Source organism: Conexibacter sp. SYSU D00693 (assembly GCF_017084525.1).
Classification (GTDB): domain Bacteria; phylum Actinomycetota; class Thermoleophilia; order Solirubrobacterales; family Solirubrobacteraceae; genus Baekduia.
Genome location: NZ_CP070950.1, coordinates 2255125 through 2280778, shown reverse-complemented (window position 1 = coordinate 2280778; position 25654 = coordinate 2255125). Strand labels below are relative to the sequence as shown.

The following is a 25654-nucleotide window of genomic DNA, read 5'->3' as shown; positions in this document are numbered from 1 at the left end:
TCAGCCGCCTCAGCGCGCCGCCCGGCGCACCTGCACCACCACGTCGATGTCGTTGTGGCGGATGTCGCTCGGCGGGACGCCCTTGACCTCCCTGGCGGAGACGACGCGGCCGGTGGCGCCGAGGTAGCGCCCGGTCCCGAGGACGATCCGCGCCGGGGTGCCCGTGACGACGAGCATCGACGAGCCGAGCGTCGCGTGGCTGATGCAGCTCGGCGGCCCGGCCTCGCCGAACGTGCAGCGCAGGTGGTCGCTGCCGATCCGCGCCTTGCCGTGGTTGCGGTGGTCGCCGCGGTGGAGGTCGAAGACGACGTCGAGGACGTCGCCGGGGCGCGGCTCGGGCAGCGGCACCTTGCGGTGCACGGTGCCGTCGGCCCGCGTCAGCTGCATGGTGCGGGTCTTCTCGTAGAGGCGCAGCGTCTCGGTCTTGGCCGGCGCGGCCTGGCCGCCGGGCGCCAGCAGGGCGCCGGTCGCGACGGCGGTGGCGGTGGTGGCGAGGGCGGCAGTGGCGATCTTGTGCATGCCTGGATGACGGCCGCGCGCCGCCCGGTCCGCCGGGACGACGTCCCGGGCTCGTCGCCGCGCCGGCGCCGTCCTCGCCGGCATGCACCGACTCCGCTGGGGCAGGCTGGTCCTGCTCGCCACCACCTCGCTCGCCCTGCCCGCCCCGGCCCTCGCCGCGGCGCCCGACGACCTCGCCTACGACGCGATGCGCCAGTGCGCGCAGCTCGGCGCCAAGCCGCCCGGCAGCGCGGCGAACCGCACGCAGGCGCTCCGCATCGAGCGGGCGTTCCGTCGCGCGGGGCTGACGACGACGACCGAGAGCTTCCACGTCCCGCGCTTCGAGGTCGAGCACACGTCGCTCGTGGCCGACGGGGCCGCGATCCCGGCTGAGACGTTCGCCTACGGGGGCACGGGCCGCGTCAGCGGGGACCTCGTCGACGTCGGCGTGGGGCGCCCGGCCGACTACGCCCGCAAGGACGTCGCCGGCAAGGTCGTGATGGTCCGCCGCGACGAGGCGTTCCACCGGACCTCGCAGCTCGCCCAGGTGCTGGCCCACGACGGCGCGGCGATGCTCTACGTCTCCGGCGCGCCCGACAACCTGGTCCAGGACGGCACCGTGCGCTTCGCCCAGGAGCTCCCGGCCCCGATCCCGGCCGTCAGCGTCGGCGCCGAGGACGGCAAGCGCCTGAGGCCCGGCGCCACCGTGACGATCGACGTCGCGGCCACCCGCGAGGACGTCGTCGCCCGCAACGTCCTCGGCGTGCGCCGCGGCACGGTCCACCCGGACAAGGTGGTCGTCGTCGGCGCGCACTACGACAGCTGGCACGCCGGGGCCATCGACAACTGCACGGCCGTCGGCTCGCTGCTGTCCATCGTCGACGCGGTGCGCGACGTGCCGCTCGCCTACACCGTCGTCTTCGCCGGCTGGGACGCGGAGGAGCTCGGCCTGGTCGGCTCCTACGACTGGGTCGCCCGCCACCGCGACCGCCTCGGGGACGTCGTGCTCGACGTCAACCTCGAGATGACCGCCGCCGAGGCGGGGGCGGCCGCGCTGCGCTTCGGCACGAGCGCCCCCGCGATGACCTCGCGCGTGCAGCAGGCCGCCGCGGCCAACGGCTACGTCGCCAGCGACCTGCCGGCGCCGGTCGTCCGGCAGATCAGCGGCGGCATCCTGCCCACCGACATCCAGCCGTTCTACAGCGCCGGGGTGCAGGGGTTCTCGACCTTCACCTCGACGCCGTACTACCACACGTCCCAGGACACGCCCGAACGCGTCGACCGCGCGTCGCTGCGTCGTGTGAGCGACTACCTGCGCGACGCCCTGCTCGCGCTGCAGACCGCGACGCCGCAGGAGCTCGCCGTGCGCGAGGTGCCCAAGGTCGAGGTGTCGGCGCCGCGACAGGCCCCCGCGGGCGGCGAGGTCGGTGTCGACGTCCGGGTCACGAGCCCCACGGGGAGCCCGGTGACGGGCGCGCCCGTCAAGGTGCGCGTCGCGCAGAACGACCACTGGGCCCGCCTCCAGGGCACGGCCACGGAGCTCGGGGACGGCCGCTACCGCTTCACGGTCCCGGCCGGGACCACCGACGCCGACGTCACGCGCATCACCGCGACGGTGGACACCCCCGCGACGATCGCCGAGGGCTACGCGACCGTCGACCAGACCCAGGGCGGCCTGCTGGTCACGGGCGCCCGGCCGTGCCGCGAGCAGGCGGTGCACGTCGACGTCCTGCGCGGCGGGCTCCGGGACGTGCGGGCGTCGGTCAGCGCGGGGAAGGTGCTCGTGCTCGCCGGGCGCGTCCTCGTCGTCGACACCCGCGCCGCCGGGCGCCACCCCGTCGAGCTGCGCGTCACGGCGCGCACCGCCGACGGCCGTGCGGTGGCCCAGGCCCGCGAGCTGCGCCGCTGCGCCCAGGGCGGCTGAGCCGGCGTGCCCGATCGGCTGAGGACCTCCGTGCTGGTGGTCGGCGCCGGGCCCGCGGGCCTGGCGACGGCCATCACCCTGGCCCGGGTCGGCGTGCGCTGCCTCGTCGTCGACCGCCTCGCTCGCCGCCCCGACGGGCCGCGGGCCACGGGGCTCAGCGCCGGGGCCGTCGAGCGGCTGCGCCGCTGGGGCCTGCAGTCGAAGGCCGAAGCCGCGGCCCTCGACGTCGAGACGACCGGGCTGCGCGTCCCCTCCCTGGCTCGGGCCGGGGAGGGGACGCCGTTCGAGGTCGGGATGCTCACGCGCGAGCAGGCGCGCGTCGTGAGCCCCGCCCGCGCGCTGTGCGTGGGCCAGGACGTGGTGGAGGCGCTGCTCGAGGACCACCTGCGGACGCTGCCCGCGGCCGAGGTCCGGCGCGGGGTCGTGTTCGTCGCCCTGCGCCAGGACGCCGACGGCGTGGCCGTGCGCCTGCGCGACGCCGACGGCGGTTCGGCCTGGACGGTGCGGGCCGACTACGTGGTGGGCGCCGACGGCGTGCGGGGCGCCGTCCGCGCCGCGGTCGGGATCGAGCTCGACGCGACGACGGGCCTCAGCGACTCGCTCGGCGCCCGGGTCCGGGGACCGCTCTGGGACCTCGTCGCCCCCGAGCGGCGCCACCTCATCTACGCGATCACCGACGCGATCGCCGGCGGCGCGCTCATCCCGGCGGGCGGCGACCGCTGGGTCTACGCGACCGAGCGCCGCCCGGGGGTGGAGGCGACGGAGGCGTCGCTCGTGCCGCTCGTGCGCGCGGCGGCCGGGGCGGCCGACCTCCCCGTGGCCCTCGACGAGCTCGTCGAGCTGCGCTACGCCACCGCCCTGGCCCAGAGCTTCCGGTGCGGCCGCGTCCTGCTCGCGGGCGACGCCGCCCATCGCGTCACGCCACGTGGCGCGACCGGCCTGGGGATGGCCCTCGTCGGCGGCGAGGCGCTGGGCTGGCGGCTGGGGTGGGTGCTGCGCGGCTGGGCGCCGCCCGCACTGCTGGACGGCTACGAGGCCGACCGGCGGCCCGTCGCCGCGCACAACGTGCAACGGTCAGCCAGCCCTGACGGGTCCGAGCGGGCGGCGCACACCGAGTGGCGCTTCGACGTCGGCGCCCGGCTCGCCCACGTCTGGCTCGACGAGGCGACCTCGACGCTCGACCTGGTCGGCCCGGCGCGGACGCTCGTCACCGGTCCGGCACCGGGCACGTGGGCGGCGGCCGCCGCCGCGGCCCCGGGAGCACCGGTCGAGGTCCGCAGCGTGCCCGAGGACGTGGCACGGGCGCTCGGCGTCGGGCGCCGGGGCGCGCTGCTGCTGCGCCCCGACGGCGTGCCGCTCGGCGTGTGGGCCGACGACCGCCACGCGGCGTCCGCGCTCGCGGGGTGAGCCTCAGCCCAGGCCGGCGTCGCGCGCGACGAGCGCCGCCTGGGCGCGGTCGAGCACCTGCAGCTTCGTGCAGATGCTCGACACGTGGTTGCGCACGGTCTTCGTCGCGCGGCCGAGCCGCCGGGCGATCTGGCCGTTGGTCTCACCGCGCGCCAGCCCGGCGAGGACCTCGCGCTCGCGTGGTGTGAGCGCCGGAAAGGGGTGGCCCCCGTCGCCGGACGTCCGCACGAGCTGTTCGACGAGCACGTCGGCGAGCTCGCCGGCGACGACCGTGAGCCCGTCGGCGACGAGGGCGATGGCGCGGCGCACGTCCTCCGGCTCGGCGCTGTCGGGCAGCACACCCCGGTCGCCCTCGCGCAGCGTGCGGGCGACGGTCGCACCATCGACCTCGTGGAGCAGCCGCAGCACGGCGCCGCCGTGGTCGCCGCGCGGGACGGCGTGCCCGCCGGCGACCGCGACGTCCGCGGAGCCGATCACGCGGACCAGCTCCAGGTCGTCGTCGACCAGGTGCTCGAGGGCGTGGCGCACCAGGGGCGTCCCGCCGAGGACCGCCACGCGCCGCATTCAGGTGGCCTTGCCGGCGGCGCGGCGAGCGCGGCGCCTCCCGAGCGCCATGCGCGCCAGGTACCGCGGCGTGGGAGGGACCCAGCCGAGCTGCTTGGCCGTGCCGAGGTCGTCCCGGTTGGCCCAGTGCTCGACCATCTGCCCGTCGGCCACCCGGAACCAGTGGGTCTGGGTCGTGGCGAACGTCGCGCCCGTGGGCGGGAAGACCTCGGCCACCTGACCCGCGGCGTCGTAGGTGACGAAGTCCCCGACGTGGCGCCCCGACATGGTGCAGTGGATCGCGACGATGTCGCGCTCAGCGACGACCTCGTGGACGTCCCACCGCAGCTCGGCGTAGGCCGCCTGCAACCACGCGGCGGTGGCGCGGACGGCGGCGGGCCCGGTGCCGCGGGCCGCCGGCGGCTCGTCCTTGGCCTCGTGGTTGACGCACGCCGGGTGGACGACACGGTCGAACTCGGGGTCGGCCGGATCACGCGCCATGACCGCGATGGCCCGGAGCGCGACCTCCTCGGCGCGGGGGTCGAAGGTGGCAGCGGCTGCTGAGGTGGTCATGACCACAGCGTCGGGCCGACCTGCCCTCCTCGCGTCAGGGGCGGACCCTGATCTTCTCCGGCGGCCGCCCCGGACCGCCGAGGCGCAACCCGCCGCGGCGCGCGATGCGGACGGCGGCCGCCTCGTCGGCCACACCGAGCTTCCGGCGGGCACTGGCGACGTGGTGGCGCACCGTCTTGCGCGCCAGCCCGAGGCGGGTCGCCACCCGCGCCTGGTCGGCGCCGCCGGCGAGGTGGCAGAGGACCTCTCGCTCGCGCACGGAGAGCCGCCCGAACGGGTCGGCGCCGCCGCCCTCGAGGAGGAGGTCCAGGGCGCCACGCAAGGCGGGGGCGACGAGCAGGTCTCCACGGGCCGCCGCCTCGAACGCCGTCACGAGCAGACCGGCCGGCGCCGCGACGTCGACGACGACCCGCACGCCCGTGCGCAGGGCGGCGGCGAGACGGTCGGCGTCGGGATCGGCCAGCGCCAGGACGACGGTGACCCGCAGCGCTTGGGCACGGCCGGCGAGTGCGAGGCCGTCCTCGGACGGCAGGTCGCCGTGCACCAGCAGGCGGTCGCCGCGGTGGCGGCGCAGGAGGTCCAGCGCCTCGTCGGCCGACCTGCAGCGGATCGCCGCCGTCAGCGTGCGGGCCAGGGCGCCGGTGTGATCCGCGACGACGACCGTCATGCGGTGGCCGCCATGCCGCGAGGACGGAGCCTGGGCCCGATCGCGGCCCGCGCGCGCAGGAGGCGCACGTGCGTCTCGCGCTTGCCGACGTCGAGGGCGGCCGCCGCCTCCGGGATGCTGAGGCCCGCGACGTCGACGGCCACGAGCGGTGCGGCGAGCGCGTCCGGCAGCTCCGCGATCCAGCTGAGGACCTCGCGCGCACGGACACGGTCCTCGAGCGCCTCGGCACCGGCGTGATCGGCCGCCTCGAGGCCCTCGGGGATCCCGACGACCTCGGCGCGACGGCTCGCGCTGCGCCACCGGGAGACGAACGTGTTGCGCAGCGCGCTCAGCAGGTAGCCGACCTCGTCCTCGGGCTGGACCATCCGCGGCCGCGCGAGGACCCGGGCACAGGTCTCCTGCACGAGGTCGTCCGCGTCGACGGGGTCTCCCGTCATCGCCCATGCGGCACGATGCAGCCGATCGAGGTGGCGCGGCAGCGCGTCCGGGTCGAGGAGGCGAGGCATGACGGCCATGGTGCGGCCAGGACGTCGGCGCCGCGTCCGGGGAGCACCCTGATCTTCGGGCGCCGCTGCCGGTGGGCGCCCGCAGCGCCGCCGTGCTCCCGTCGGACGTGGGCCCGGCGAGCACCTGGTGCCACCGCTCCCGCGTGCACCGCAAGCGCGACCTCGCCGGGCGTGGTGAGCTCGCCGCCGCGATCGCGGTCAGCGCCGGACCGCCGTGACGACGAGGCGCCCGGACCCCAGGCCGAACGGGGCGGTGCTGACGCCGTCGAAGCACTCCACGTCCGTGAACCCGGCGTCCTCGACGAGGGCGACGAGGTGCGCACAGGTGTAGACGTGGTGCACGGCCGTCGCCTCCTCGGTGCGGCTGCCCTGCACGAAGCGGTAGTGGCTGAGCAGCCGGCTGCGGGGCGCGTCGTAGGAGGCGGATGCCGTGACCTCGATGTCGCCGGCGACCATCGTCCGCGGCGCGCCGTCGTGGTCGGGCAGGACCGACTCGGCGGTCGCGTTGAAGTCGAACCCGAGTCCGCCGCCGGGGCGCACGGCCCCCGCGAGGGCCCCGAGGAACACGCGGAGCTCACGCTCGGGCAGGTAGCCGATCGAGTTGCCCAGGCACAGCGCGAGGTCGGCAGCGCCGTCCTGGGGGACCTGCCGCATCTCGGCGCGACGGAGGGCGACGTCCAGGCCCGTCTGCGCAGCCAGCGCCCGGGCGTGCTCGATCGCCTCGGCCGAGAGGTCGTAGCCCGTGACCCGGTGACCGCGCGCGGCGAGCGCAAGGCAGTGCCGGCCGCTCCCGCACGGGACGTCGACGACCCGGGCCGGCGCGGTGATGCCGAAGCGCTCGAGGAAGAAGGTGACGTCCTCCGCGGCTCCTGCCCCCGGGGCGGCGCGCCGCCAGAACTCGTTCGGCAGGTGCGTGAAGAAGGTCTCGTACCAGGCGGGCTCCATGGCGTCCAGGACGGCGCGAGCGGCGCACGCGCCCGGGACGTCGTCCCGGGCTGCCAGGCCCCTGCGCGCGTCCTCCGGAGCATGCCTGAGCGCACCGACAGCTCCACGACGACGACGCCGGTCCGGCCCATGCGCCCCGACGAGGGCCCCGAGGTGGCCGGCCTGCTCGCGCTGGCGCTGCGCGACGACCCCTTCATCCGCTGGATCGCCGCGGGTGACCACGCCCGTGCCACCCGCTGGATGTCGGCCGGGCTGCGCATGGCCCAGCACCGCGGGCTCGTGCTCGTCGACGACGGCCTGGCCGGCGCGGCCGTCCTGATGGGCCCCGGGGCGATGCCCCTCCCCATGCGGGAGAACGCCGCGCTGCTGCCGGCCCTCTTGCGGGCGGTCGGCGCTCGCCGCGTCCCGGGCGTCCTGCGCGCCCTGACGAGGCTCGAGGCCGCCCAGCCCCCGGAGCCGCACTGGACCGGGCTCGTGCTCGGCGTCCACCCAGCGCTGCAGGGCACCGGCGTCGGCCGCGCGATCATCGAGGCGGCCCTGGCCCGGACGTCCCGCGACCGGGTGGGGACCTACCTCGAGGTCTGCGCCGGAGGGCCGCACGCGCTCTACCGCCGGTTCGGCTTCACGCGCCACGCGACGGTCGACGCCGGCGCGGGCGCGCCGGTCATGGAGACGATGTGGCGACCGGCGTGACCCTCAGACGCCGACGGCCCCGAACGCCCCGTGGTCCGCACACGCCGTCGTGATCCGCCGCAGCATCTCGCCGCTGACCTCCCGCGGCTGCATGTCGGACGGCATGAGCCGCGGCGGCGAGTAGGTCGGCGCCCAGAAGCCGAGGGCGCCCCAGAGCTGGCCGCGGAAGAGCCGGCGGAGCTCGTCGACGTCGCCGCCCACCTCGTGGGCGTAGAGCGCGAGCAGGTCGTCGTCCCACGCCCGGCGGTCCTCGATGGTGAGCATCGAGGCGATCGCGTAGGCGAGGTCGCGGGAGCCGTGGGCGACGCCGACGACCTGCCAGTCGCTGAGGCCCATGCGGCCGTCGGCGGTGCGGTACCAGTTGCCGAGGTGGACGTCGCCGTGGATGACGGTGGCCGGCAGGGAGCGGTGGGCGTCGACGCTGGCGAGCATGGCGCGCCAGGCGCGAGGGCCCTGCCCGGCGAGGGCGGGGTGGATGAGGTCGCCGGCCTGGTCGAAGCAGCGCAGGAAGTAGCGCTCGATGTTGGCCAGGCCGTGGGCGGTGGCCCAGAGGTCCGGGTAGGTCCTGAGCCCGGTCGGTGCCTCGCCGGCGAACGCCCGGTGCAGCCGTGCGAGGGCGACGACGACCTGCTCGGCCTCGCCGCGGTCGACGCGGGTCGTCGGGTCGAGGAACGTCGCGCCCTTGGTGGCCACGAGGTCCTCGAGCACCACGAGCGAGGTCATCCGGCGCTCGTCCCAGACGCTGCCGAACGCGACCGGTGCCTCGAGGTCGAGCCGCGGGCGCAGGTCGCGGTAGAAGCGCGCCTCGACCGGGCCGGTGATGGCCTGCGTGATGCGCTGGCGCACCGAGGGGGCGGACTTGGTGAAGACGGTGTCCGGAAGCCCGCCGGCGGGCGCGTCGCGCGCGCCGTACCGGATGCGCAGGCGCCGGCGGTCGGTCGTGCCCGAGGAGCCGCCGGCCGGCTCGACCGCCACGACGTCCGCCCCGAGCACCGAGGACAGCCACGCCGGCGTGACGGCGTCGGCACCCGCCGGCACGCCACGCAGGCGGTCCCCCGCCGCAAGGGCGACGACGCGCGCGAGCGTCGGCGCGGTCCGGGCGACCGCGCCTAGCGACGCCACAGCTTCAGCGGCACCCCGCCCTTGACGCCCATCGACATCCGGTAGTGATGCTCGGGCGCCCAGCCCGGCGGCGCCTCGAAGCGGTAGCGCTGGAACGCCGTCGCGAGCGTGAGGACCGCCTCGATGTAGGCCAGGCGCTTGCCCAGGCACATCCGCCTGCCGCGGCCGAAGTTCTGGAAGACCGCGTGGGGCGGCGGGTCGTCGCCGAGCCAGCGGTCGGGACGGAAGGCACCGGCGTCGGCCCCCCAGAAGCGCGGGTCGCGGTGCAGCGCGAGGTTCGAGTGCAGGACGGTGGTGCCGCGCGCGATGCGCAAGCCGCCGATCTCGTCGTCCTCGACGGCGCGCTTGGGGTTGAAGACCAGGCCGCCCTGCAGTCGCGCGGCCTCGTCGAAGCACGCGGTGACGAACGGCAGCCGTGCCATGTGCTGCGGGCCGACCGCCTCGTCGCCGAGCGCGTCGACCTCGTCGCGCAGCCGGTCGGCCACGCCCGGGTGCGTCGCCAGCAGCGCGAAGGTCCAGGCCAGCGCGGCGGCCGTCGTCTCGTGGCCGCCGATGACGAGGAAGAGCATCTCAGTGCGGATCTTGTGGTCCTCGAGCGGCGTGCCGTCGTCGTAGGTGGCCTCGAGCAGGACGTTGAGGAGGTCGACCCGGTCGATCGGCGCGGCCCGGCGGCGCTCGATGATCCCGCGCAGGTAGTCGTCGAGGCGGTCGTCGGCGGGCCCGCCGCGACGGTCCAGCGGCCGCGGGATCCACGACGGCAGCGGCGACATCGCGGTGCGCGCGGTGGTCGCCAGCATCCGCTCGTCGAGGTCGTGCAGGAGCCCCGGCATCTCCTCGGGAGCGATGCGCTGGGAGAACATCCCGTTGTAGAGGACCGCCAGCGCGAGCTCCTTCAGCGGGTCGGTCAGGTCGAACGGCTCGCCGGTGTCCGCGGCGCGGGCCCACGAGTCGACCTCGTCGACGACGGCTTCGGTGAACAGCGCGCCGAGCTGCGTCAGGGCCTTCTGCGTGAAGTGCGGCTGCAGGAGCTTGCGCCCGCGCTCCCACTCGGCGTCGTCGCCGTCGAACCACGACGCGTGGTGCGGCGAGCCCTGCACGCGCATCGTCTCGGTGACCATCGGCGCGCGCTCGTAGCGGTCGGCCGCCTTGAGGTTCACATGCGCGATGTGGTCGGGGTGGCCGAGCAGGACGACCTCCGTGAACGGCACGGGCAGCCGGACGACGTCGCCGTAGCGCGCGAGCAGCTTGGCCGGCGTGGACCACGGGTCGCGCGCCAGGCGCCCGAGCCACAGCGCGCCCTCGGCGCCCCGCGGACCGGGAGGCGCCGGCGCGGCGACGGGGGAGAGCGTGGCGGCCACCTAGAGCGCCTCCGCCGGCTGGGCGACCGGCGCCGCCCCGCCGCGCGCCGGGACCGCCTCGGCCGCCTCAGCGCGTCGACGGCGCAGCTCCCGCAGCTCGGGCAGCTGCAGCGCCGCGTAGGACGCTGCGACCGAGGCGACGACGACCCACGCCGCGCAGACCCACACGACCCACGCGTCGGCCGACGAGCCGATCGCCTGGTAGACGGGCCAGCTGACGCCGACGATGTAGCCGATGGTCACCGTCGGCATGACGACGACCATCCACAGCACGCTCCAGCCCTTCAGGTACCGCGCGCCCAGGTACACCGCCACGCCGTAGACCGGCAGCAGCGTCGAGTTCTGCACGATCGTGTAGAGCGGGACGCCGAGGATCCGGGTCGGGTTGTCGCCGTAGTAGGCGATGACGCTCCAGTGGTGCCAGAGCATCTCCATGGCGATCTCCGGCACGCCGACCCACACGACGCACACGACCGCGATGTCGCGCAGCGACCGGCCGTCGGCGATGTAGCGATAGGCGTAGTAGCCGCCCATCGCGACGTAGGAGGCCAGCCCGACGAGGATGAAGGACGGCATCTGCCGCCCGAGGACCTCGTAGTCGAACCACGGGATGTCGGGCGCGTAGACGATCTGGCCGACGTAGTCGCCCACCGGCTCGGCGTTGCAGGCGATCAGGCCGCTGACGACGAGCACCGCGGGCAGGACCTCGCGCTCGCGCACGAGCTTGACGACCGCCCACACGACCGCCGCCGCGAAGCCCGCGTACAGCGCGATGACCATCGCCAGCGCCGCGGTGTGGTCGCTGTCGAGCACCGGCGGCACGGGCAGCTGGCCCTGGCCGGGCAGGGTCGCTCCGCGCTCGACGGCCAGCAGGAACACCGACTCCATGGACCAGCCCTCCTCTAGACGGGTTGCAGGACGGGCTCGGCGGGACGGGACGGCGGCGCCGGCGGTGCCGGCGGTGCGTCATCGCGGCGCACGAGCGGCGCGACGATCCGCAGCATCGCCAGCGGGATCGCGGCGTTGAGCACCGCGCTCACCCCGGCGAGCACGAGGAACGGCGGCTCGGACGCGCCCCCGTGCAGCGCGAGGTACGCCGGCCACGTGCAGACGAACGCGGCGGCGTAGTAGCACCCGGGGATCACCGGCAGGAACAGGAGGCTGCGCCAGCCGCGCAGGTGCGGCGCGGCGAGCGCGAGCACGCACGCCATGAAGAGGAACAGGAAGCAGTTCTGGACCATGCTCGTGATCGGCAGGCCCAGCACGCGCGACGGGTTGTCGCCGTAGTACTCGAAGACGTTGCCGCTGATGGCGATCCACTCGAACGGCCAGTCGATGACGCCGGCCAGGATGCAGATGACGACGATCCGGCGCTCGGTGGTCCCCGCGAGCAGCTGCTGGTACAGCCACCAGGTGAACATCGAGAACATCGCGCCGATCCCCAGGGCGGTGATGGGGATCTCGCGACCGGCCAGGGTGAACAGCGTGGCCGGCGCGTCCGCCGCGTACTGGAAGCCCAGGACCGCGTCGATGAACGGCTCGTTGGGCAGCCAGGTCGTGGCGCTGGCGAGGACGACGAGCGGCAGGGCCGAGCGCAGCCGGTGCGCCTCGCGCGCCGCGTAGAGCACCGACCACGCGACCATGAGCATCGTCGCCGCGACGGTGAACCAGAAGACGCCGTCGCTGGCGCCCGTCAGCGGACCGCCCGGGTCCAGGAAGCCCGACCGGCCGGTCACGCGCGCACCTCGATCGTGACCGGGACCCCGCCCTTGACGGTGGTGGAGAAGACGAACCGCGGTTCGGGCGTCCAGCCCGGCGGCACCGTGAAGCGGAAGCGGCGAAACGCCTCGGCGAGGGTCCAGAGCCCGACCTGGTAGGCCATCTTGAAGCCGAGGCAGCGGCGCGGGCCGACGCCGAACGGGACGAACGCGTACGGGTTGACGTCGTCCTCGAGGAAGCGCGAGGGGCTGAACGCATCCGGGTCGCGCCACCAGCGCGGGTCGCGGTGCAGCGTCTGGCCCGAGAACGCGACGGTCGTCCCGGCCGGGATGTGGAAGCCGGCGATCTCGTCGTCCTCGGTGGCCTCGCGGGCGTTGAGCACGAAGCCCTGCAGCCGCTGGGCCTCGTCGAAGCACGCCCGCAGCCACGGCAGCGCGTCGAGGTCCTCGTTCGTGAGCCGGGCGGTGCCCAGGGCATCGACCTCGGCGTAGGCGCGCTCGCGGGCCTCGGGCGCGAAGGCCAGCCGCGCGATCGTCCACGACATGACCGCGGCCGTCGTCTCGTAGCCGCCGAAGATCAGGCCGAGCATCTCCCGGCGGATGTGCTCGTCGGTCATCGTCGTGCCGTCGTCGAACTCCCCGTGGAGGACCATGTCGAGCAGGTCGCCCTCGGTCTCCTCGGTCGTCCCCTCGGCGCGCCGCTCGGCGAGCATCCGGTCGACGTAGGCGAAGACCTCGGCCTTGGCCTCGTCGTAGCGGCGCTCGCGCGGACGCGGCACCCATCCAGGCAGCGGGGTCGTCAGCACCGCGATCGCCATGCCGTGCATCACGCGCTCGAAGACCTCCGCGAGGTGCTCGACCTCGGCGTCGGGCGCCGGCCGGGTGAACATCGAGCGCAGGAGCACGCGCATCGTCACGAGTGAGAACTCGCGCTGCAGGTCGACCGTCGCCCCGGTGCCGGCGAAGCGCGACCAGCCGCCGACGTGGTCCTCGATCGCGCCGATGATCCGGTCCTGCAGCGGCGCGAGGCCCTTCGCGGTGAACTTCGGGTTGAGCATCCGCCGCACGCGCTTCCACTCCGCGCCGTTGGCCATCCCGTGGAAGCGCGGCGCGTCGCGGAAGAACGCGTCGCGGAACATCTCGGGCTTGGGGTAGGCGGCGTGCCGGGTGTTCGTGATGTGCCGGACGTGGTCCGGGTGGCTCACGAGCACCGTCGGCATGCCGGGGATCGCCAGCTCGACGACGTCGCCGTGCTCGCGGGCGATCCGCTGGAAGGACCCGTACGGGTCGCGGGCGATCTGCGGGACGACGCCGACGAGGGGCAGGCCCTTGGGCCGCGGCGGGCGCGGCAGGGCGGGCGCAGGAGCGAGGACCGTCGCCATGCGCCGACTCTGACAAGACCCTTGTCAGATTGCAAGCGAGGCGTCACGATGGCGCCGTGACCTCGACGCGCGCCTACGGCGGCCAGTCGGCGGAGGCCCGTCGCGCCGGGCGCCGCGAGCGGCTGATGGACGCCGCGTACACCCTGCTCACGGAACACGGGCCCGCGGCGCTGACGGTCACCGGCGTGTGCGGTGCGGCGAAGCTGACCGCTCGGTACTTCTACGAGCACTTCGACAACCGCGAGGCACTCGTGCAGGCCATCGTCGAGGCGGAGACCGACGCGGTCATCGAGGCGACGCTCGCCGCCGCGCTGACGGCCGAGGGCGGGCCCCAGGAGCGCGCGGTGGCCGCGACGCGCGCGCTGCTGGCCACGACGGACGCCGATCCGCGCCGCCTGCGCATGGCCCAGGAGCACGACGAGCTCGTGCTGCGCATGCGCCAGGTCGTGGCCGACCGGATGGTCGAGCGCCTGGTGGAGCACGCGGAGGTCGCCTGGGGCCCGATGGCGGGCGACGTGCGCCCGGAGCGGCTGCGCCTGGCGGCCTCGCTCGCCGTGGGCGGCGTGCTGCAGCTCGTCGCCGACTGGGCGGCGGGCCAGACCGCGATGGACCGCGACGAGCTCGCCGAGGTCGCCGCGCGTTTCGCGGTGCAGACGGGGATCGCGGTGCTGTCCTAGGCCACGACCGACAGTCGTGTGACGCAAGTCGGTGTTCGCCCCGGCTTGCAATCGACGGATTGCGTCGTCTACGGTCGGGACGGAGAGGAACTGGGTCGATGGAAGCGGGACAGCTGTCTCGCCCTGCGCTGCCCAAGCCGCCCACCGAGGGCGCACGGACGCGATGGGCGCCGCCGGGACCGGTCGTGGAGATCGGCTCGATGCTCGTGCTGCTCGGCACGGCGCTGCGCCGCGCCGTGCGCGGGCCGCTGGACTACGGGCCCGAGCTCGTCTCGCAGCTGCGCTTCGTCCTGGGGATCTGCCTGTTCCCCCTCGTCCTGACGGCGTTCGCGCTGTCGTTCGGCCCGGCCGGCATCCAGGCCTCGAACTTCTTCGAGCTCTTCGGCGCGCTGGACCGGATGGGCGGCGCCTACCAGATCATCGTGGTGCGGCTGTTCGCCCCGCTGGTGGTGGCCATCACGCTCGCCGGCGCGGCGGGCACCGCGATCTGCGCGGACCTCGGCGCCCGCGAGGTGCGTGAGGAGACCGACGCGCTGCGCGTGCTCGGTGTCGACCCGGTCAAGCAGCTCGTCGTGCCGCGGCTGCTGGCGATGATGGCCGCGGGCGTGCTGTTCAACATCTTCGCGATCGCCGCGGGGATGCTCGGTGCGATCGTCGTGCTCTGGCAGAACGACGCCGCGATCGCGCCGTTCCTGTCGACCTTCTTCTCGAACGCCACGCCGCTCGAGCTCGCCGCGTCGTTCGTGAAGTCGGCGATCTACGGCGCGGTCATCGCGACGGTCTGCTGCTCGAAGGGCATCCGCGCGTCGGGCGGCGCGCAGGGCGTCGGGCGCGCGGTCAATGCCGCGGTCGTCGTCTGCTTCGCCTCGATCGGCTTCATCGACTACGCCTACACGCAGCTCGTGCTCGGCACGAACCCGCTGCTCTCGCAGGTGCGCGGATGAGCGTCGGCGTCAAGGGCCCGGGGCGGGTCGAGGAGTCCACCCGCGTCTTCGGCCAGGCGACGGACTTCTCGTGGCGGGTGCTGCGCTCGGCGCTGTCGCCGCGGATCAGCCGCTACGCCGGCGAGGTCCTGCGCCAGGCCAACATCCTGATGACGGGGTCGATGCTGATCATCCTGGTGATGGTCTTCTCGTTCGGCCTGGTCATCGGGATCCAGGCCAGCTACGGCGCCCGCCTGGTCGGCGCGCCGTCGGCGGCCGGGGCCTTCACGGCGATCGGCGACCTGCGCGAGATCATCCCGTACGCCTTCGGCTACATGATGGCCGCGAAGGTCTCGACCGGGATCGTCGCCGAGCTCGGGACGATGCGCATCGCCGACGAGATCGACGCCCTGGACGTGATGGGGCTCGACTCGGTCGCCTACCTCGCGTCGACCCGGCTGCTGGCGAGCTGGCTCATCCTGCCGTTCCTCTACGCCATCGCGGTGCTCGTGGCCTTCGCCGCGTCGTTCATCGCCGTCGTCCTGCAGATCGGCCAGACCTCGGCCGGCGGCTACCTCGAGCTGTTCTGGAAGTTCCAGAACCCCGGCGACCTGCTGTTCAGCGGCGCGAAGGGCATGGCGATGGCGACGTTCGTCGTCCTCGTCGGCTGCTTCTACGGCTACACCGTCCGCGGCGGCCCGGTCGAGGTCGGCCGCGCCACGGCGCGGGCGATGATCGTGAACCTCATGGGGATCCACGCGATCGGGATCCTCGGCAGCCAGCTCTTCTGGGGCGGCGCGCCGCGACTGCCCATCGGCGGATGACCTCGCCGCGCCTCCTCGCCGCCGCGCTGGCCGCGGTCACCGCGCTCGTGGTGGCCGGCGTGCTGCTCACCGGCGACGCCCCATACCGCGTGCACCTGCGCTTCACCAACGCCGGCCTGCTCGTCGAGGGCGGCCAGGTCAAGGTCGCCGGGCGCGACGTGGGGGAGGTCGAGCGCATCGCGCTGACGAAGGACGGCCTGGCCGACGTGACCGTCGCGCTGGACAGCGGCGAGGTCGTGCCGCTGCGCCGCGACGCGCGGGCGACGATCCGGTCGCTCGGCGCCGCCACGATCACCAACCGCTACGTCGACCTGTCGCCGGGGTCGCGCTCCGCGCCCCCGCTGGACGACGGCGCGACGCTGCCCGCGAGCCAGACCGGCGGGATCGTCGACCTCGACGCGTTCCTCGACACGTTCGACGCCGGCACGCGCGCCGACCTCCAGGCGCTCCTGAGCACCTCCGCCGAGCTCTACGCCGGCTCGGGCGCGCGGTCCTTCAACCGGATGCTCGAGCGCTTCGCCCCGGCCGCCCGCGAGGTGGCGGGGGTGACGGGTGACCTCGCCGCCGACGGCGCGCAGCTCACGCGGCTGATCCGCACCGCCGACGTGGCCGCGACCCGCATCGCCGGGCGCCGGACCGACCTCGAGGACGCGATCGACAGCTCGGCGCGGTGGATGGCGGCGGTCGCGGGCGAGCGCGAGGCCCTGGCCACGACGCTGCGCCAGGCGCCGCCGTCGCTGGCCGTGGGTCGCCGGACGCTCGACCACGCCCGCACCGCGGTCGACCGGCTGCGCCCGTCGCTGCGCCTCGTCCCGGACACCGCCAAGGCGCTGGACCGGTTCGCCGGCGACGTGCGCCCGGCCCTGCGCCAGGGCGCCCCGGTGGCCGAGGAGCTGCGCTCGCAGCTGCCCGGCGTGCGCCGCACGCTGGCGGGCCTCGAGCCGCTGGCCGAGCGGGCGGTCCCGGCACTCGAGCAGGCCGGCAAGGGGATGGAGGGCCTCGAGCCGATCTTCCGCGGCCTGCGCATCTACGCGCCGGACTTCGTCCTGGGCATCGTCAACGGGCTGGCGGGCGTCGCGGCGAGCAACTACACGCGCCTGGGCCACTACGCGCGGCTCGAGTTCATCCAGAACCCGCAGACGACGATCGGCGGCGCCTTCGCGAAGCTCCTGAACAACGGGCCGCTGATCCCCGGCATCACCGACGTGCGCACGGGTCTGACGCGCCGCTGCCCGGGCGCCGCGGCGCCGCCCGCGAAGGACGGCTCGAGCCCGATCGAGGTCCAGGGGCTCTGCGACCCCGCGCACTCGATCCCGCTGCTGGTCAACGAGCCCCCGAGGCGCCGGAGCGGCGGATGAGGCGCCGGCTCGGGGTCCTCGCGATCGCCGTGGCGGTCGTCGCCGTCGCCGTGCTCGTCACGCGCGAGCAGCGCGACGCGGGCACCGGCCGGGTCGACGTCGTCTTCGACACCGCCAAGGGCATGGTGGAGGGCCAGCTGGTGAAGATCGCCGGCGCGCGGGCCGGCCGCGTCGACGACGTCCGCCTCACCGCCGACAACCAGGCCCGGATGCGGCTGCGCGTCGAGGAGCGCTTCCTGCCGTTCCGGGCCGACGCGAGCTGCCGGATCCTCCCCGAGGGACCGATCAGCGAGAACTACGTCGAGTGCGACCCGGGGCAGCGGACCGGTTCGCGGCTGGCGTCGAGCGCGGGCGCCCCGACCGTGCCCGTCGCCCAGACGACGGCGCCCGTCTCCATCCAGGACCTCCTCGACGTCTTCGCGGCGCCGGCCGAGCAGCGCATGCGCCTACTGCTCAACGAGCTCGGGATCGCGACCGCGGGGCGCGGCGAGGACGTCGACGACCTGCTGCGCCGCAGCAACCCGGCGCTGAGCCGGACGACCGAGGTCCTGCGGGTGGTCAACGGCCAGCGCGACGCGCTGCGCCGGGCGATCGCGCAGACCGACGAGGTGCTCGACGGGCTGGCCGCCGACGAGCGCGCCGTCGACCGGTTCGCCGGCGGGGCGGCGGCGACCGCCGAGGCGACGGCGTCGCGGCGCGCGCAGCTCGGCACGGCGGTGCGCGAGCTGCCGGGCATGCTGCGCGAGGTCCGCGCCGGCCTGCGCAGCGTCGACCGGGCCACTGCGGCGGGCGAGCCGCTCCTCGGGGACCTCGAGGCCGCCGCCCCGGTGCTCGAGCGGGTGACGACGAGCCTCCCGGGCTTCGCCCGCCAGGGCACGCCCGCCGTGCAGCAGGTCGCGGCGGCGGCCAAGGAGGGCCGGCGGGCGGTGCGCCCGGCGCGCAAGGTCGCGCGCAGCGCCGACGCCCTCGGCGACGTGACGCCCGTCATCCGCGACGTCAAGCGCCTCCAGGTCTCCTCGCGCGACCAGGGCGCGATCGAGCAGCTGCTGCGGGTGCCGTACTCGCTGGCCAACCTCGCCTCGCTCTACAACGGCGTCTCGCACGTCATCACGCTCTTCGCCGGCGTCCAGATCCAGTGCATCGTCCCGACGCCGCAGCCGATCCGCGGCTGCGACGCCACCTACAGGGCGGGCGGCGTGCCGATCAACGACCCGGGCCAGCTGGGGCGGACGCACCAGGTGCTGCGCGACGCCCTCGAGCGGCTGCTCGGACCCGCCAATCGCCAGCGCCGGCCGCGCCCGGCCGCGCCCGGACGCCGCCCCGCGGCCTCCAAGCCGGCGACGCCGGCGCTCCCCGACCTCCAGCCGCTCCCCGGCAAGGCCGAGAAGCCGGTCAAGGCCCTGCCCGAGGCCGTGCGCAAGGCGCTCGACGACGTCCAGGGGCTGCTCACCCCGCCCAAGCAGCCCGACGCCGCCAAGGGCGACGGCGTCCGCCGCCTCCTCGACCTCCTCCTCGGCCCATGACGCCGCGCCCGACCACCGGCCGGCGCCGGCGCCGCGATCCGCTGCGCACCGCGGGCCTCGTCGGCGTGGTCGCGCTGCTCGCCGCCGCGGCGATCTTCAAGGTCTCCTACGACGCCCTGACCGGCCTGCCCGGCCAGTCGCACTACGAGCTGACCGTCGCCGTGCCGAACGCCAGCCGGCTCAACCCGTCCGACGAGGTCCGCATCGGCGGCCTGCGCGTCGGCCAGGTCCTCGAGGTCGAGCCCGTCGCGCCCTCGGGCCGGCGCCCCCACGCCGAGGTCCGCCTGCAGCTCGACCGCGACGTCGAGCCGCTGCGCGACAGCACGCGCGTGAGCGTGCAGACCGGCTCGGTCCTCGGCGCGAGCTACGTCCGCCTCGAGCCCGGCGAGGACGGGGGAGCGGTCGCCGACGGCGGCCGCCTGGACCTCGCGCAGGCCGGGCCCTCGACGCAGCTCACCGACCTGCTCGACGTCTTCGACCGCGCGACCTCGCGCAACGTCCGCCGCTTCCTCGCCGAGTCCAGCGCCGGGGTCGCCGGGCGCGGCGACGACCTCAACGAGGGGCTGCGCTCGTTCGCCGCGCTCCTGCCGCCGCTGAGCTCCGTCGCACGCGGCCTCGCCGCGGCGTCCACCGACCTCGACGGCTTCGTCGCGGGCGCCGACCGCGCGAGCGCCGCGTTCGCCGCCGCGGCGCCGCAGCTGGGCTCGATGGTGCGTGGCGGCGCACGCACCTTCACCGCGCTGGCCGCCGAGGACCGCGCGCTGCGGGCCACGCTCGACGCTGCGCCCGGTGCCGAGGCGGCGACGACCCGCGCGCTGCGCCGCGCCCGGCCCGGGCTGCGCGCCACGGCCGACGTCCTGTCCGACCTGCGGCCCGCCGCGCCGCTGCTCGACGACGCGCTGCGCGCGGCCGACCGCACGCTGCGCGCGGGCCGGCCGGCGCTCGCCGCGTTCCGGCCGTTCGCTCCGCGCCTGGGCACCGCGCTTGGCGACGTGCGCCGCCTCTCGCGGCGTCCGAGCACCGACGGCGCGATCCGCAAGGCGACCGAGCTGTTCGCCACGAACGCCCCGCTGTTCGACCTGCTGGCGCAGATGCAGGCGACGTGCAACACGCTGGCCAACTGGGCCACCGGCTTCGCCAGCACGTTCGGCGACGTCGGCAGCGGCGACGGGCCGGCGATCGCCCACATCGAGGTGACCAGCCTCGGGGCCGAGGGCGAGACGCTGCAGAGCTCGAGGCCGGCGCCGAACCTCGCCAGCAACGAGTACGCGCGCAACGGCGACCAGGAGTGCGAGTCGGGCAACGAGCCGTTCACCGGCCGTCAGATCCGCACGAACCCCGAGGGGCTGCAGCCGCGCACGACGTCGGACACCGACCCCGACCCCGCCGTGGTCGAGCGCGCCCGGTCCGCCGGCCTGCTCGCGGAGGAGCCGCGGTGATCCGCCGCCGCAGCCGCCGCCGGGAGCTGCGCGCCGCCGCGATCGGCGTCCTGCTCGTCGTCGCCTTCACGGTGGCGGTGTTCACCAAGGACAACCCCTTCGCCGACCACCACGAGGTCCAGGCGGTCTTCTCCACGGCCGCGACCCTGAGCGAGGGCTCGGAGGTGCGCATCGGCGGTCAGCGCGTCGGCGAGGTCACGGCCATCGGCCCGGGGCCGTCGCCCGCGACGTCCCAGGTGACGATGCGCATCGACGACCGCGAGCCGGCGATCCGCACCGACGCCGAGCTGGCGGTGCAGCCCCGCCTCGCGCTCGAGGGCAACAGCTACGTGCGCGTCTCGCCCGGCAGCCCGGACCGACCCGAGCTCGAGGAGGGCGCCACGATCCCGCGGGCGCAGACGAGCGTCGCGGTGCAGCTCGACCAGGCGATCTCCACCTTCGACCAGCCCGCGCGCAGCGCCCTGGCCGACACGATCCGCGAGCTCGGCGACGGGCTGGGCACCACGCCGCCGTCGCCGCGCGCGCCGCGACCCGGCTACGCCGAGCTCCAGGACGCCGCGCGCGAGCTGGAGCGCGCGCTGCCGCCGATGGCCGTCGCCGCGCGCGCCGCCCGCGGCGAGCGGCCGGGCGACCTGCGCCGCGCCGTGCGCACCACGGGCGAGGTGACCGGGCAGCTCGCGCAGGACCCCGCCGCGCTCGACGGGCTCGTGCGCCACTACGCGACGGTGAGCCGGACGCTGGCCTCGCGCGACGCCGCGCTGCGCCGCACGCTGGCGGGCTTCGCCGCGACGCTGGCCGACGCCCCGGGCGACCTGCGCGACATCGACGCCGCGCTGCCCGCGCTCACGCGCTTCGCGGGCGAGCTGCGCCCGGCGCTGCGCGCCGCCCCGCCCGCGCTCTCCGCGCTCGGCGGCGCCGCCCGCGAGGTCACCCGCGCCACCCGGCCCGGCGAGCTGCCGGCGCTGCTCGAGCGCACCGGGCCACTGGTCCGCGCGGTGCCGGTGCTCGAGCGCCGGCTCGGCGCCGTCCTGCCGCAGGTCGAGGCGATCGGCCGCTGCCTGACGTCCACCGTCGTCCCGGCGCTCGACGGCAAGATCCAGGACGGCCACCTGACGACCGGGGGGACGGTCTGGCAGGAGGCGCTGTGGATGGCGTCGTCGCTCGCGGGCGCCGCGTCGGCCTTCGACGCCAACGGCGGCACGCTGCGCCTCGGCGTCACCGAGAGCGAGCAGGCGATCGGGATCAACACCGGGTCGGGGCCGCTCGGGCGCCTGTCGGGCCTGTCGCCCGACGGCGACGTCGGCATGAACCCGACGTGGCTGGGCTACGGCGTCTACCCCGCGATGCGTCCGGACGTCCCCTGCCAGGACCAGCAGCTCCCGGACTACGGGGCGCGCCGCCGGCCCGGGGCTCCCGCGGCGTTCCGCGACGCGGGGAAGGCCACGCCGCGGCGGATGACCCAGGACCGCCTCGAGGCGCTGCTGCGCCAGCTGCGCAGCCCCAAGACGCTGCTCAAGCAGGCCGTGGAGGCGACACGATGACCGCGGGCGGTCGGCAGCACGCGGCGGCCCTGCTGCGCTTCGTGGCCCTCGCCGCCGCCGGCGTGGCCGCGCTGTCCTACCTCTTCGTCATGCAACGCGGGCCGGTGCCACTGCGTGACACCTACGAGGTCAAGGCGCAGTTCACGGACGCCAACGGGGTCGTCGGGGGCCTCGGCCAGCCGGTGAACGTCGCCGGCGTGAAGGTGGGCGCCGTGACGAGGTCCGAGGTCGACGAGGCCGGCAACGCCGTCGTCACGATGGCGATCGAGCGCGACGAGCTGCCGCGCGTGCACGACGACGCCCGCGCGACGCTCGAGCCGATCACGCCGCTCAAGGACATGCAGGTCGAGCTGTCGCCGGGAACGGCGTCGCGGCCCGCTCTGCGCGACGGGGCGGTGATCGGCGAGGGCTCGACCACGTCGCCCGCGGAGCTGTCCACGCTGCTGTCGGCGCTCGACGGCGACACGCGCGCCTACCTGCAGACGCTGCTGCGCTCGCTGCAGGTCGGCACCAGGGACCGGGCGCTGAACCTGCGCCTGATGTTCCGGGCGCTCGGCCCGACGGCGCGCCAGGCCGGCGAGCTGGCCGACGCCGTCGCCGGGCGCCGGCGGGAGCTGGCGCGGCTGGTGAGCAACCTCGCGCGCGTGACCCGGGCGGCGAGCGACGACCGCCAGCTCGCGCGGCTCGTGCAGGCCGGCGACCGCACGCTCTCGGCCGTCGCCGAGCAGGACCGGGCGCTGGGTGCCACGCTCGACGAGCTGCCGAGCACGCTGCAGGTCACCCTCTCCTCGCTGGACCACACGGCCGCGTTCGCCCGCCGGCTCGCCCCGACCACCCGGGCACTGACGCCCTCGCTGCGCGCGCTGCCGGCGGCGCTGTCGCCGGCGACGTCGTTCGGCGCCGCGACCTCGCGCGCGCTGCGCACGCAGGTCCGGCCCTTCGTCCGCGAGGCCCAGCCGCTCGTGCGCGACCTCACGCCCGCCGCCACGAAGCTCGCCGAGCAGGCCCAGCCGCTGACGACCGTCACGCGGATGACGAACTACATCCTCAACGAGCTCGCCTACAACCCGCCAGGCAACGACGAGGGCAACCTCTTCTGGCTCGCGTACTTCTTCCACAACTTCGGGTCGGCGTTCACGCTCGGCGACGCCCACGGTCCCATCGGGTCGGCGATGGCGCTCGTGAGCTGCTCGCAGTTGACCGCCTCGGCGCCGGGACAGCTCATCGGCCTGCTCACCGGCGCCGCCAGCGCATGCCGGGAACCGGAAGGCGGCGGCTGAGCGATGCAGACGCGGACCCCCACCTACCGCCAGCTCGTGGCGCCGCTGCTCTTCGTGCTCGCGTGCGTGCTGCTGTCGATCTTCGCGTGGCGGGCCTACGACGGCCCGACGCCGCTCGAGGCCAAGGGCTACCGCTTCTCCGTCGTCCTGCCCTCGGGCGGCGGCCTCGTGCCGGGCGCCGACGTGCGCATGTCGGGCGTCGTCATCGGGCGGATCGCCGAGGTGCGCCGCGACGGGTCCCGGGCCAGGGCGACCGGCGAGCTCAAGGCCGCCTACGCGCCGCTGCGCACCGGCGCGACGGCGATCGCCCGCCTCAAGAGCCTCCTGGGCGAGGCCTACCTCGAGGTCGCGCCCGGGCCGGTCGATGCGCCGATCCTGCAGGACGGCGCGACGCTCGCCGCCGACCAGGTCCAGCCCAGCCAGCAGCTCTCCGACGTCCTGTCGACGTTCGACGCGCGGACGCGCAAGTCGGCCCGCGACCTCTTCGCCGGCCTGGCCGAGGCGGTGCGCGGCCGGGGCGCCGACCTCAACGCTGCAATCGGCGACGGCGCCGTCGCGGCGGGGGGCACCCAGGAGCTCCTGCGCACCCTCGACCGCCAGGAGGGCCAGCTGCGGCGCCTCGTCGCCTCCTCGGCCGAGGTCTTCGACGCGGCGGGTGACCGCCAGGGTGCGGTGCGCGCGGCGATCACCCAGGCCGACCGCGTCCTCGCGACGACCGCGGCGCGCGACCGCGAGCTGCGCGCGACCGTCCGTGCCCTGCCGCCGTTCCTCGCCAGCCTGCGGCGCACGTCGGGCGCGGTCGACGCGGCCAGCGGCGACCTCAACCGCGCGGCGCTCGCGCTCGAGCCCGTGGCTCCGCGGGTCGCGCCGCTGCTGCGCGACGTCACGGCGCGCGCGCCGGCGTTCGAGCGGCTGTTCCGCGACCTGCCGCCGGTGCTCGACACGGGCCGGCGGACGCTCGGCGACGTCGGGCGCATCGCCCGCGCCGCGGGCCCCGCACTCGATCGCGTCCACCCGTCCCTGCGCCAGATCATCCCGTTCGTGCAGCTGCTCAACGAGAACCGGGAGGAGGTCGTCGCGGTGCTCGGCAACGTGGCGTCCCTGCTCAACGGCCGCGCCTACGGCCCGAACGACAAGCTCGTCCGCTTCGGCACCGGCATCCCGACGGTCTGGAACGAGGTCGTCGGCGGGTGGATCCGCAAGCTGCCGACGAACCGCGCCAACCCGTACCTCAAGCCGCAGGGCCTGCGATCGCTGGCCGGCAAGGGCCTCGTGCAGGCCTTCGACTGCCGCAACCTCGCCAACCCGCTCTACCTCCCGCCGATCGGGACCGGCGCGCCGCGCTGCGACGAGCAGGGCACCTGGGAGTTCCGCGGGAAGTCGGCCTACTACCCCAACCTGGAGCCCGCCGCGCCCTGATGGCCACGACCCCCGCCCGCACCCTCGACGTCCTGGACCACGAGCTCATCGTCCGGCTGCGCGCCGACGGCCGGGCGAGCACGCGCGCGCTGGCCGCCGACCTCGGCGTCACCGAGGGCACGGTCGCCGCGCGCCTGCGCCGCCTCGCGGCCGACGGCGTCCTGCGCATCGTCGCCGTGGCCCACGCCGAGGCGTTCGGCCTGCCGTGCATGTCGGTCGTCTTCGTGCGCGTCGGTGACCGCTCCCCGCACGACGTCGCGGCCGACGTCTCGCAGGTCGCGGCCACCACCGGCGTGAACGTCTGCTCGGGCGGCGCCGGCGTGGTCGCCAACGTGCTGACCCGCGACCTCGCGGAGCTCGCCGAGGTCCACGAGCAGCTCATGAGCATCCGCGGCGTCGGCGCGGCGCGCACGGAGATGGTGGTCGACACGCCGCGGTTCGACACGCGCTGGTCCGGCCGGGCCTTCCTGCACCAGCACGACCTCCCGCGGCCCGCGATCGCCGACGACCACGACGACCTCGACGTCGCGCTGGTCACCGCGCTGCAGGACGACGCGCGGCTCTCCAACCGCCGCATCGCCGCGCAGCTGGGCGTCAGCGAGTCGACGGTGCGCAGCCGCCTGCGCCGGCTCGAGGACGAGGGCGCGATCCGCATCCAGGCCGTCTGCGACGTCGAGCACTTCGGCCTGGGCGCGCACGGCTACGTCACCGTCCGCGCGGCACCCGGCCGGCTGCAGGAGGCGCGCGACGTCCTGCTCGACGTCCCGGAGCTCGGCTTCATCAGCCGCACGATCGGCAGCGTCGACTTCGTCGCCTTCGCCGCGGCGCAGACCCGCGAGCGCGTGCTGGACCTCGTGATGACCGACGTGGCGGGCCACCCGGCCATCGCGGAGGTCGAGCTCTTCGAGGGCTGCGGCACCTACAAGCACGTCTTCGCCTGGGGCCACCTGCACGCCCCGCCGGGCTAGCCGGCGCCGACCGGCTGGCCCTCCTCGGCGGGGTACATCGTGATCTGCGGCGGGGCGGCGAGCCACTGGGCCAGCCCGGCGGAGGCCGCCTGGAAGTGCTCGCTGGTGACGTGGGCCTGGAACGCGGCCTGGTCGACGTAGCGCTCGACAGCGCGGAACTCGCCGGGGGTCTCGATCGACTCGTAGAAGCCGTACTCGAGGTTGCCCGGCTCGGCGCGGCTGGCCTCGACGAGGCCCTTGGCGGCCTCGACGAACGCGTCGCGGTTCTCGGGCTTGATCGGCAGGACGGCGTGGACGACGAGCACGGGCAGCGGACCTCCGGGGTCACGGTCGGGATGGAGCGGGGATCCTCGCCGCCGCCGTACC

The 25654-nt window shown here is 75.5% G+C and carries 25 protein-coding genes; 13 read left to right on the top strand and 12 right to left on the bottom strand.

The features are described from left to right. Positions 1 to 9: 9 nt before the first annotated feature. Positions 10 to 519 carry a hypothetical protein gene (locus tag JUB12_RS11325; RefSeq protein ID WP_205695510.1) on the bottom strand — a complete coding sequence of 170 codons (510 nt, stop codon included), beginning with the start codon at positions 517 to 519 and terminating at the stop codon, positions 10 to 12. Between the two features lie 82 nt (positions 520 to 601). On the opposite strand from JUB12_RS11325, the gene JUB12_RS11320 reads away from it, so the two are divergent. Beyond that, positions 602 to 2422 (top strand): M28 family peptidase, encoded by a 1821-nt coding sequence (locus JUB12_RS11320; RefSeq protein WP_205695509.1) that lies wholly within the window; start codon positions 602 to 604, stop codon positions 2420 to 2422. A 6-nt stretch (positions 2423 to 2428) separates the two neighbouring features. Next, positions 2429 to 3829, top strand: a complete 1401-nt coding sequence (locus JUB12_RS11315; protein ID WP_205695508.1) for an FAD-dependent monooxygenase — start codon at positions 2429 to 2431, stop codon at positions 3827 to 3829. 3 nt (positions 3830 to 3832) lie between these two features. On the opposite strand, the gene JUB12_RS11310 is transcribed toward JUB12_RS11315, so the two are convergent. The 5 genes from JUB12_RS11310 to JUB12_RS11290 form a co-directional block, all read right to left on the bottom strand. Continuing rightward, the gene (locus JUB12_RS11310) at positions 3833 to 4384 is read right to left on the bottom strand and encodes a response regulator transcription factor (protein ID WP_205695507.1); all 552 of its coding nucleotides are present in this window, start codon (positions 4382 to 4384) and stop codon (positions 3833 to 3835) included. A gap of 9 nt (positions 4385 to 4393) precedes the next feature. Further along, positions 4394 to 4945: an ester cyclase gene (locus tag JUB12_RS11305; RefSeq protein ID WP_205695506.1), complete on the bottom strand. Its 552-nt coding sequence runs from the start codon at positions 4943 to 4945 to the stop codon at positions 4394 to 4396. A gap of 34 nt (positions 4946 to 4979) precedes the next feature. Next, complete coding sequence (locus tag JUB12_RS11300; protein WP_205695505.1) at positions 4980 to 5612, bottom strand: LuxR C-terminal-related transcriptional regulator; 633 nt, start codon at positions 5610 to 5612, stop codon at positions 4980 to 4982. Further along, a complete protein-coding gene (locus JUB12_RS11295) occupies positions 5609 to 6118 on the bottom strand; it encodes an RNA polymerase sigma factor (RefSeq protein WP_205695504.1) in 510 nt (169 codons plus the stop codon). Before JUB12_RS11295 ends, JUB12_RS11300 begins: the two co-directional genes overlap by 4 nt. Before the next feature lie 198 nt (positions 6119 to 6316). Beyond that, on the bottom strand, positions 6317 to 7063 hold the full coding sequence (locus JUB12_RS11290; protein ID WP_205695503.1) for a bifunctional 2-polyprenyl-6-hydroxyphenol methylase/3-demethylubiquinol 3-O-methyltransferase UbiG: 747 nt from the start codon (positions 7061 to 7063) through the stop codon (positions 6317 to 6319). Between the two features lie 81 nt (positions 7064 to 7144). On the opposite strand from JUB12_RS11290, the gene JUB12_RS11285 reads away from it, so the two are divergent. Beyond that, a complete protein-coding gene (locus JUB12_RS11285; RefSeq protein WP_205695502.1) occupies positions 7145 to 7756 on the top strand; it encodes an N-acetyltransferase in 612 nt (203 codons plus the stop codon). Between the two features lie 3 nt (positions 7757 to 7759). Here the strand turns inward: JUB12_RS11285 and JUB12_RS11280 are convergent, their stop codons facing one another. Genes JUB12_RS11280 through JUB12_RS11260 form a run of 5 tightly spaced genes read right to left on the bottom strand, consistent with a single transcriptional unit; the run spans position 7760 to position 13336 of the window. Further along, positions 7760 to 8878, bottom strand: coding sequence for a phosphotransferase (locus JUB12_RS11280; protein ID WP_205695501.1), 1119 nt, complete (start codon positions 8876 to 8878; stop codon positions 7760 to 7762). Further along, complete coding sequence (locus JUB12_RS11275; RefSeq protein ID WP_205695500.1) at positions 8866 to 10236, bottom strand: cytochrome P450; 1371 nt, start codon at positions 10234 to 10236, stop codon at positions 8866 to 8868. Before JUB12_RS11275 ends, JUB12_RS11280 begins: the two co-directional genes overlap by 13 nt. Further along, positions 10237 to 11124, bottom strand: coding sequence for a hypothetical protein (locus JUB12_RS11270; protein ID WP_205695499.1), 888 nt, complete (start codon positions 11122 to 11124; stop codon positions 10237 to 10239). Between the two features lie 14 nt (positions 11125 to 11138). After that, on the bottom strand, positions 11139 to 11972 hold the full coding sequence (locus JUB12_RS11265; protein WP_205695498.1) for a hypothetical protein: 834 nt from the start codon (positions 11970 to 11972) through the stop codon (positions 11139 to 11141). Further along, a complete protein-coding gene (locus JUB12_RS11260; RefSeq protein WP_205695497.1) occupies positions 11969 to 13336 on the bottom strand; it encodes a cytochrome P450 in 1368 nt (455 codons plus the stop codon). Before JUB12_RS11260 ends, JUB12_RS11265 begins: the two co-directional genes overlap by 4 nt. A 56-nt stretch (positions 13337 to 13392) precedes the next feature. On the opposite strand from JUB12_RS11260, the gene JUB12_RS11255 reads away from it, so the two are divergent. From JUB12_RS11255 to JUB12_RS11210, 10 genes are all read left to right on the top strand, one after another. Continuing rightward, the gene (locus JUB12_RS11255; RefSeq protein WP_205695496.1) at positions 13393 to 14013 is read left to right on the top strand and encodes a TetR/AcrR family transcriptional regulator; all 621 of its coding nucleotides are present in this window, start codon (positions 13393 to 13395) and stop codon (positions 14011 to 14013) included. Positions 14014 to 14111: 98 nt separating this feature from the next. Beyond that, complete coding sequence (locus JUB12_RS11250; RefSeq protein WP_241004243.1) at positions 14112 to 14957, top strand: ABC transporter permease; 846 nt, start codon at positions 14112 to 14114, stop codon at positions 14955 to 14957. Continuing rightward, entirely contained in the window at positions 14954 to 15760 is an 807-nt protein-coding gene (locus tag JUB12_RS11245) for an ABC transporter permease (protein ID WP_205695495.1), read from the top strand. The genes JUB12_RS11250 and JUB12_RS11245 overlap by 4 nt, the downstream gene beginning before the upstream one ends. Beyond that, positions 15757 to 17118 (top strand): MlaD family protein, encoded by a 1362-nt coding sequence (locus JUB12_RS11240; RefSeq protein ID WP_205695494.1) that lies wholly within the window; start codon positions 15757 to 15759, stop codon positions 17116 to 17118. Before JUB12_RS11245 ends, JUB12_RS11240 begins: the two co-directional genes overlap by 4 nt. After that, on the top strand, positions 17115 to 18641 hold the full coding sequence (locus JUB12_RS11235) for an MlaD family protein (protein WP_205695493.1): 1527 nt from the start codon (positions 17115 to 17117) through the stop codon (positions 18639 to 18641). The genes JUB12_RS11240 and JUB12_RS11235 overlap by 4 nt, the downstream gene beginning before the upstream one ends. Beyond that, positions 18638 to 20080: an MlaD family protein gene (locus JUB12_RS11230; RefSeq protein ID WP_205695492.1), complete on the top strand. Its 1443-nt coding sequence runs from the start codon at positions 18638 to 18640 to the stop codon at positions 20078 to 20080. Before JUB12_RS11235 ends, JUB12_RS11230 begins: the two co-directional genes overlap by 4 nt. Continuing rightward, positions 20077 to 21621, top strand: coding sequence for an MlaD family protein (locus JUB12_RS11225; RefSeq protein WP_205695491.1), 1545 nt, complete (start codon positions 20077 to 20079; stop codon positions 21619 to 21621). Before JUB12_RS11230 ends, JUB12_RS11225 begins: the two co-directional genes overlap by 4 nt. After that, the gene (locus JUB12_RS11220) at positions 21618 to 22901 is read left to right on the top strand and encodes an MlaD family protein (protein ID WP_205695490.1); all 1284 of its coding nucleotides are present in this window, start codon (positions 21618 to 21620) and stop codon (positions 22899 to 22901) included. The genes JUB12_RS11225 and JUB12_RS11220 overlap by 4 nt, the downstream gene beginning before the upstream one ends. 3 nt (positions 22902 to 22904) lie before the next feature. Beyond that, entirely contained in the window at positions 22905 to 24320 is a 1416-nt protein-coding gene (locus JUB12_RS11215) for an MlaD family protein (RefSeq protein ID WP_205695489.1), read from the top strand. Continuing rightward, on the top strand, positions 24320 to 25288 hold the full coding sequence (locus JUB12_RS11210) for an Lrp/AsnC family transcriptional regulator (protein ID WP_205695488.1): 969 nt from the start codon (positions 24320 to 24322) through the stop codon (positions 25286 to 25288). Before JUB12_RS11215 ends, JUB12_RS11210 begins: the two co-directional genes overlap by 1 nt. Here the strand turns inward: JUB12_RS11210 and JUB12_RS11205 are convergent. Next, positions 25285 to 25593 (bottom strand): putative quinol monooxygenase, encoded by a 309-nt coding sequence (locus JUB12_RS11205; protein ID WP_205695487.1) that lies wholly within the window; start codon positions 25591 to 25593, stop codon positions 25285 to 25287. The two genes, JUB12_RS11210 and JUB12_RS11205, sit on opposite strands and share 4 nt — an antisense overlap. Positions 25594 to 25654 lie beyond the last annotated feature (61 nt).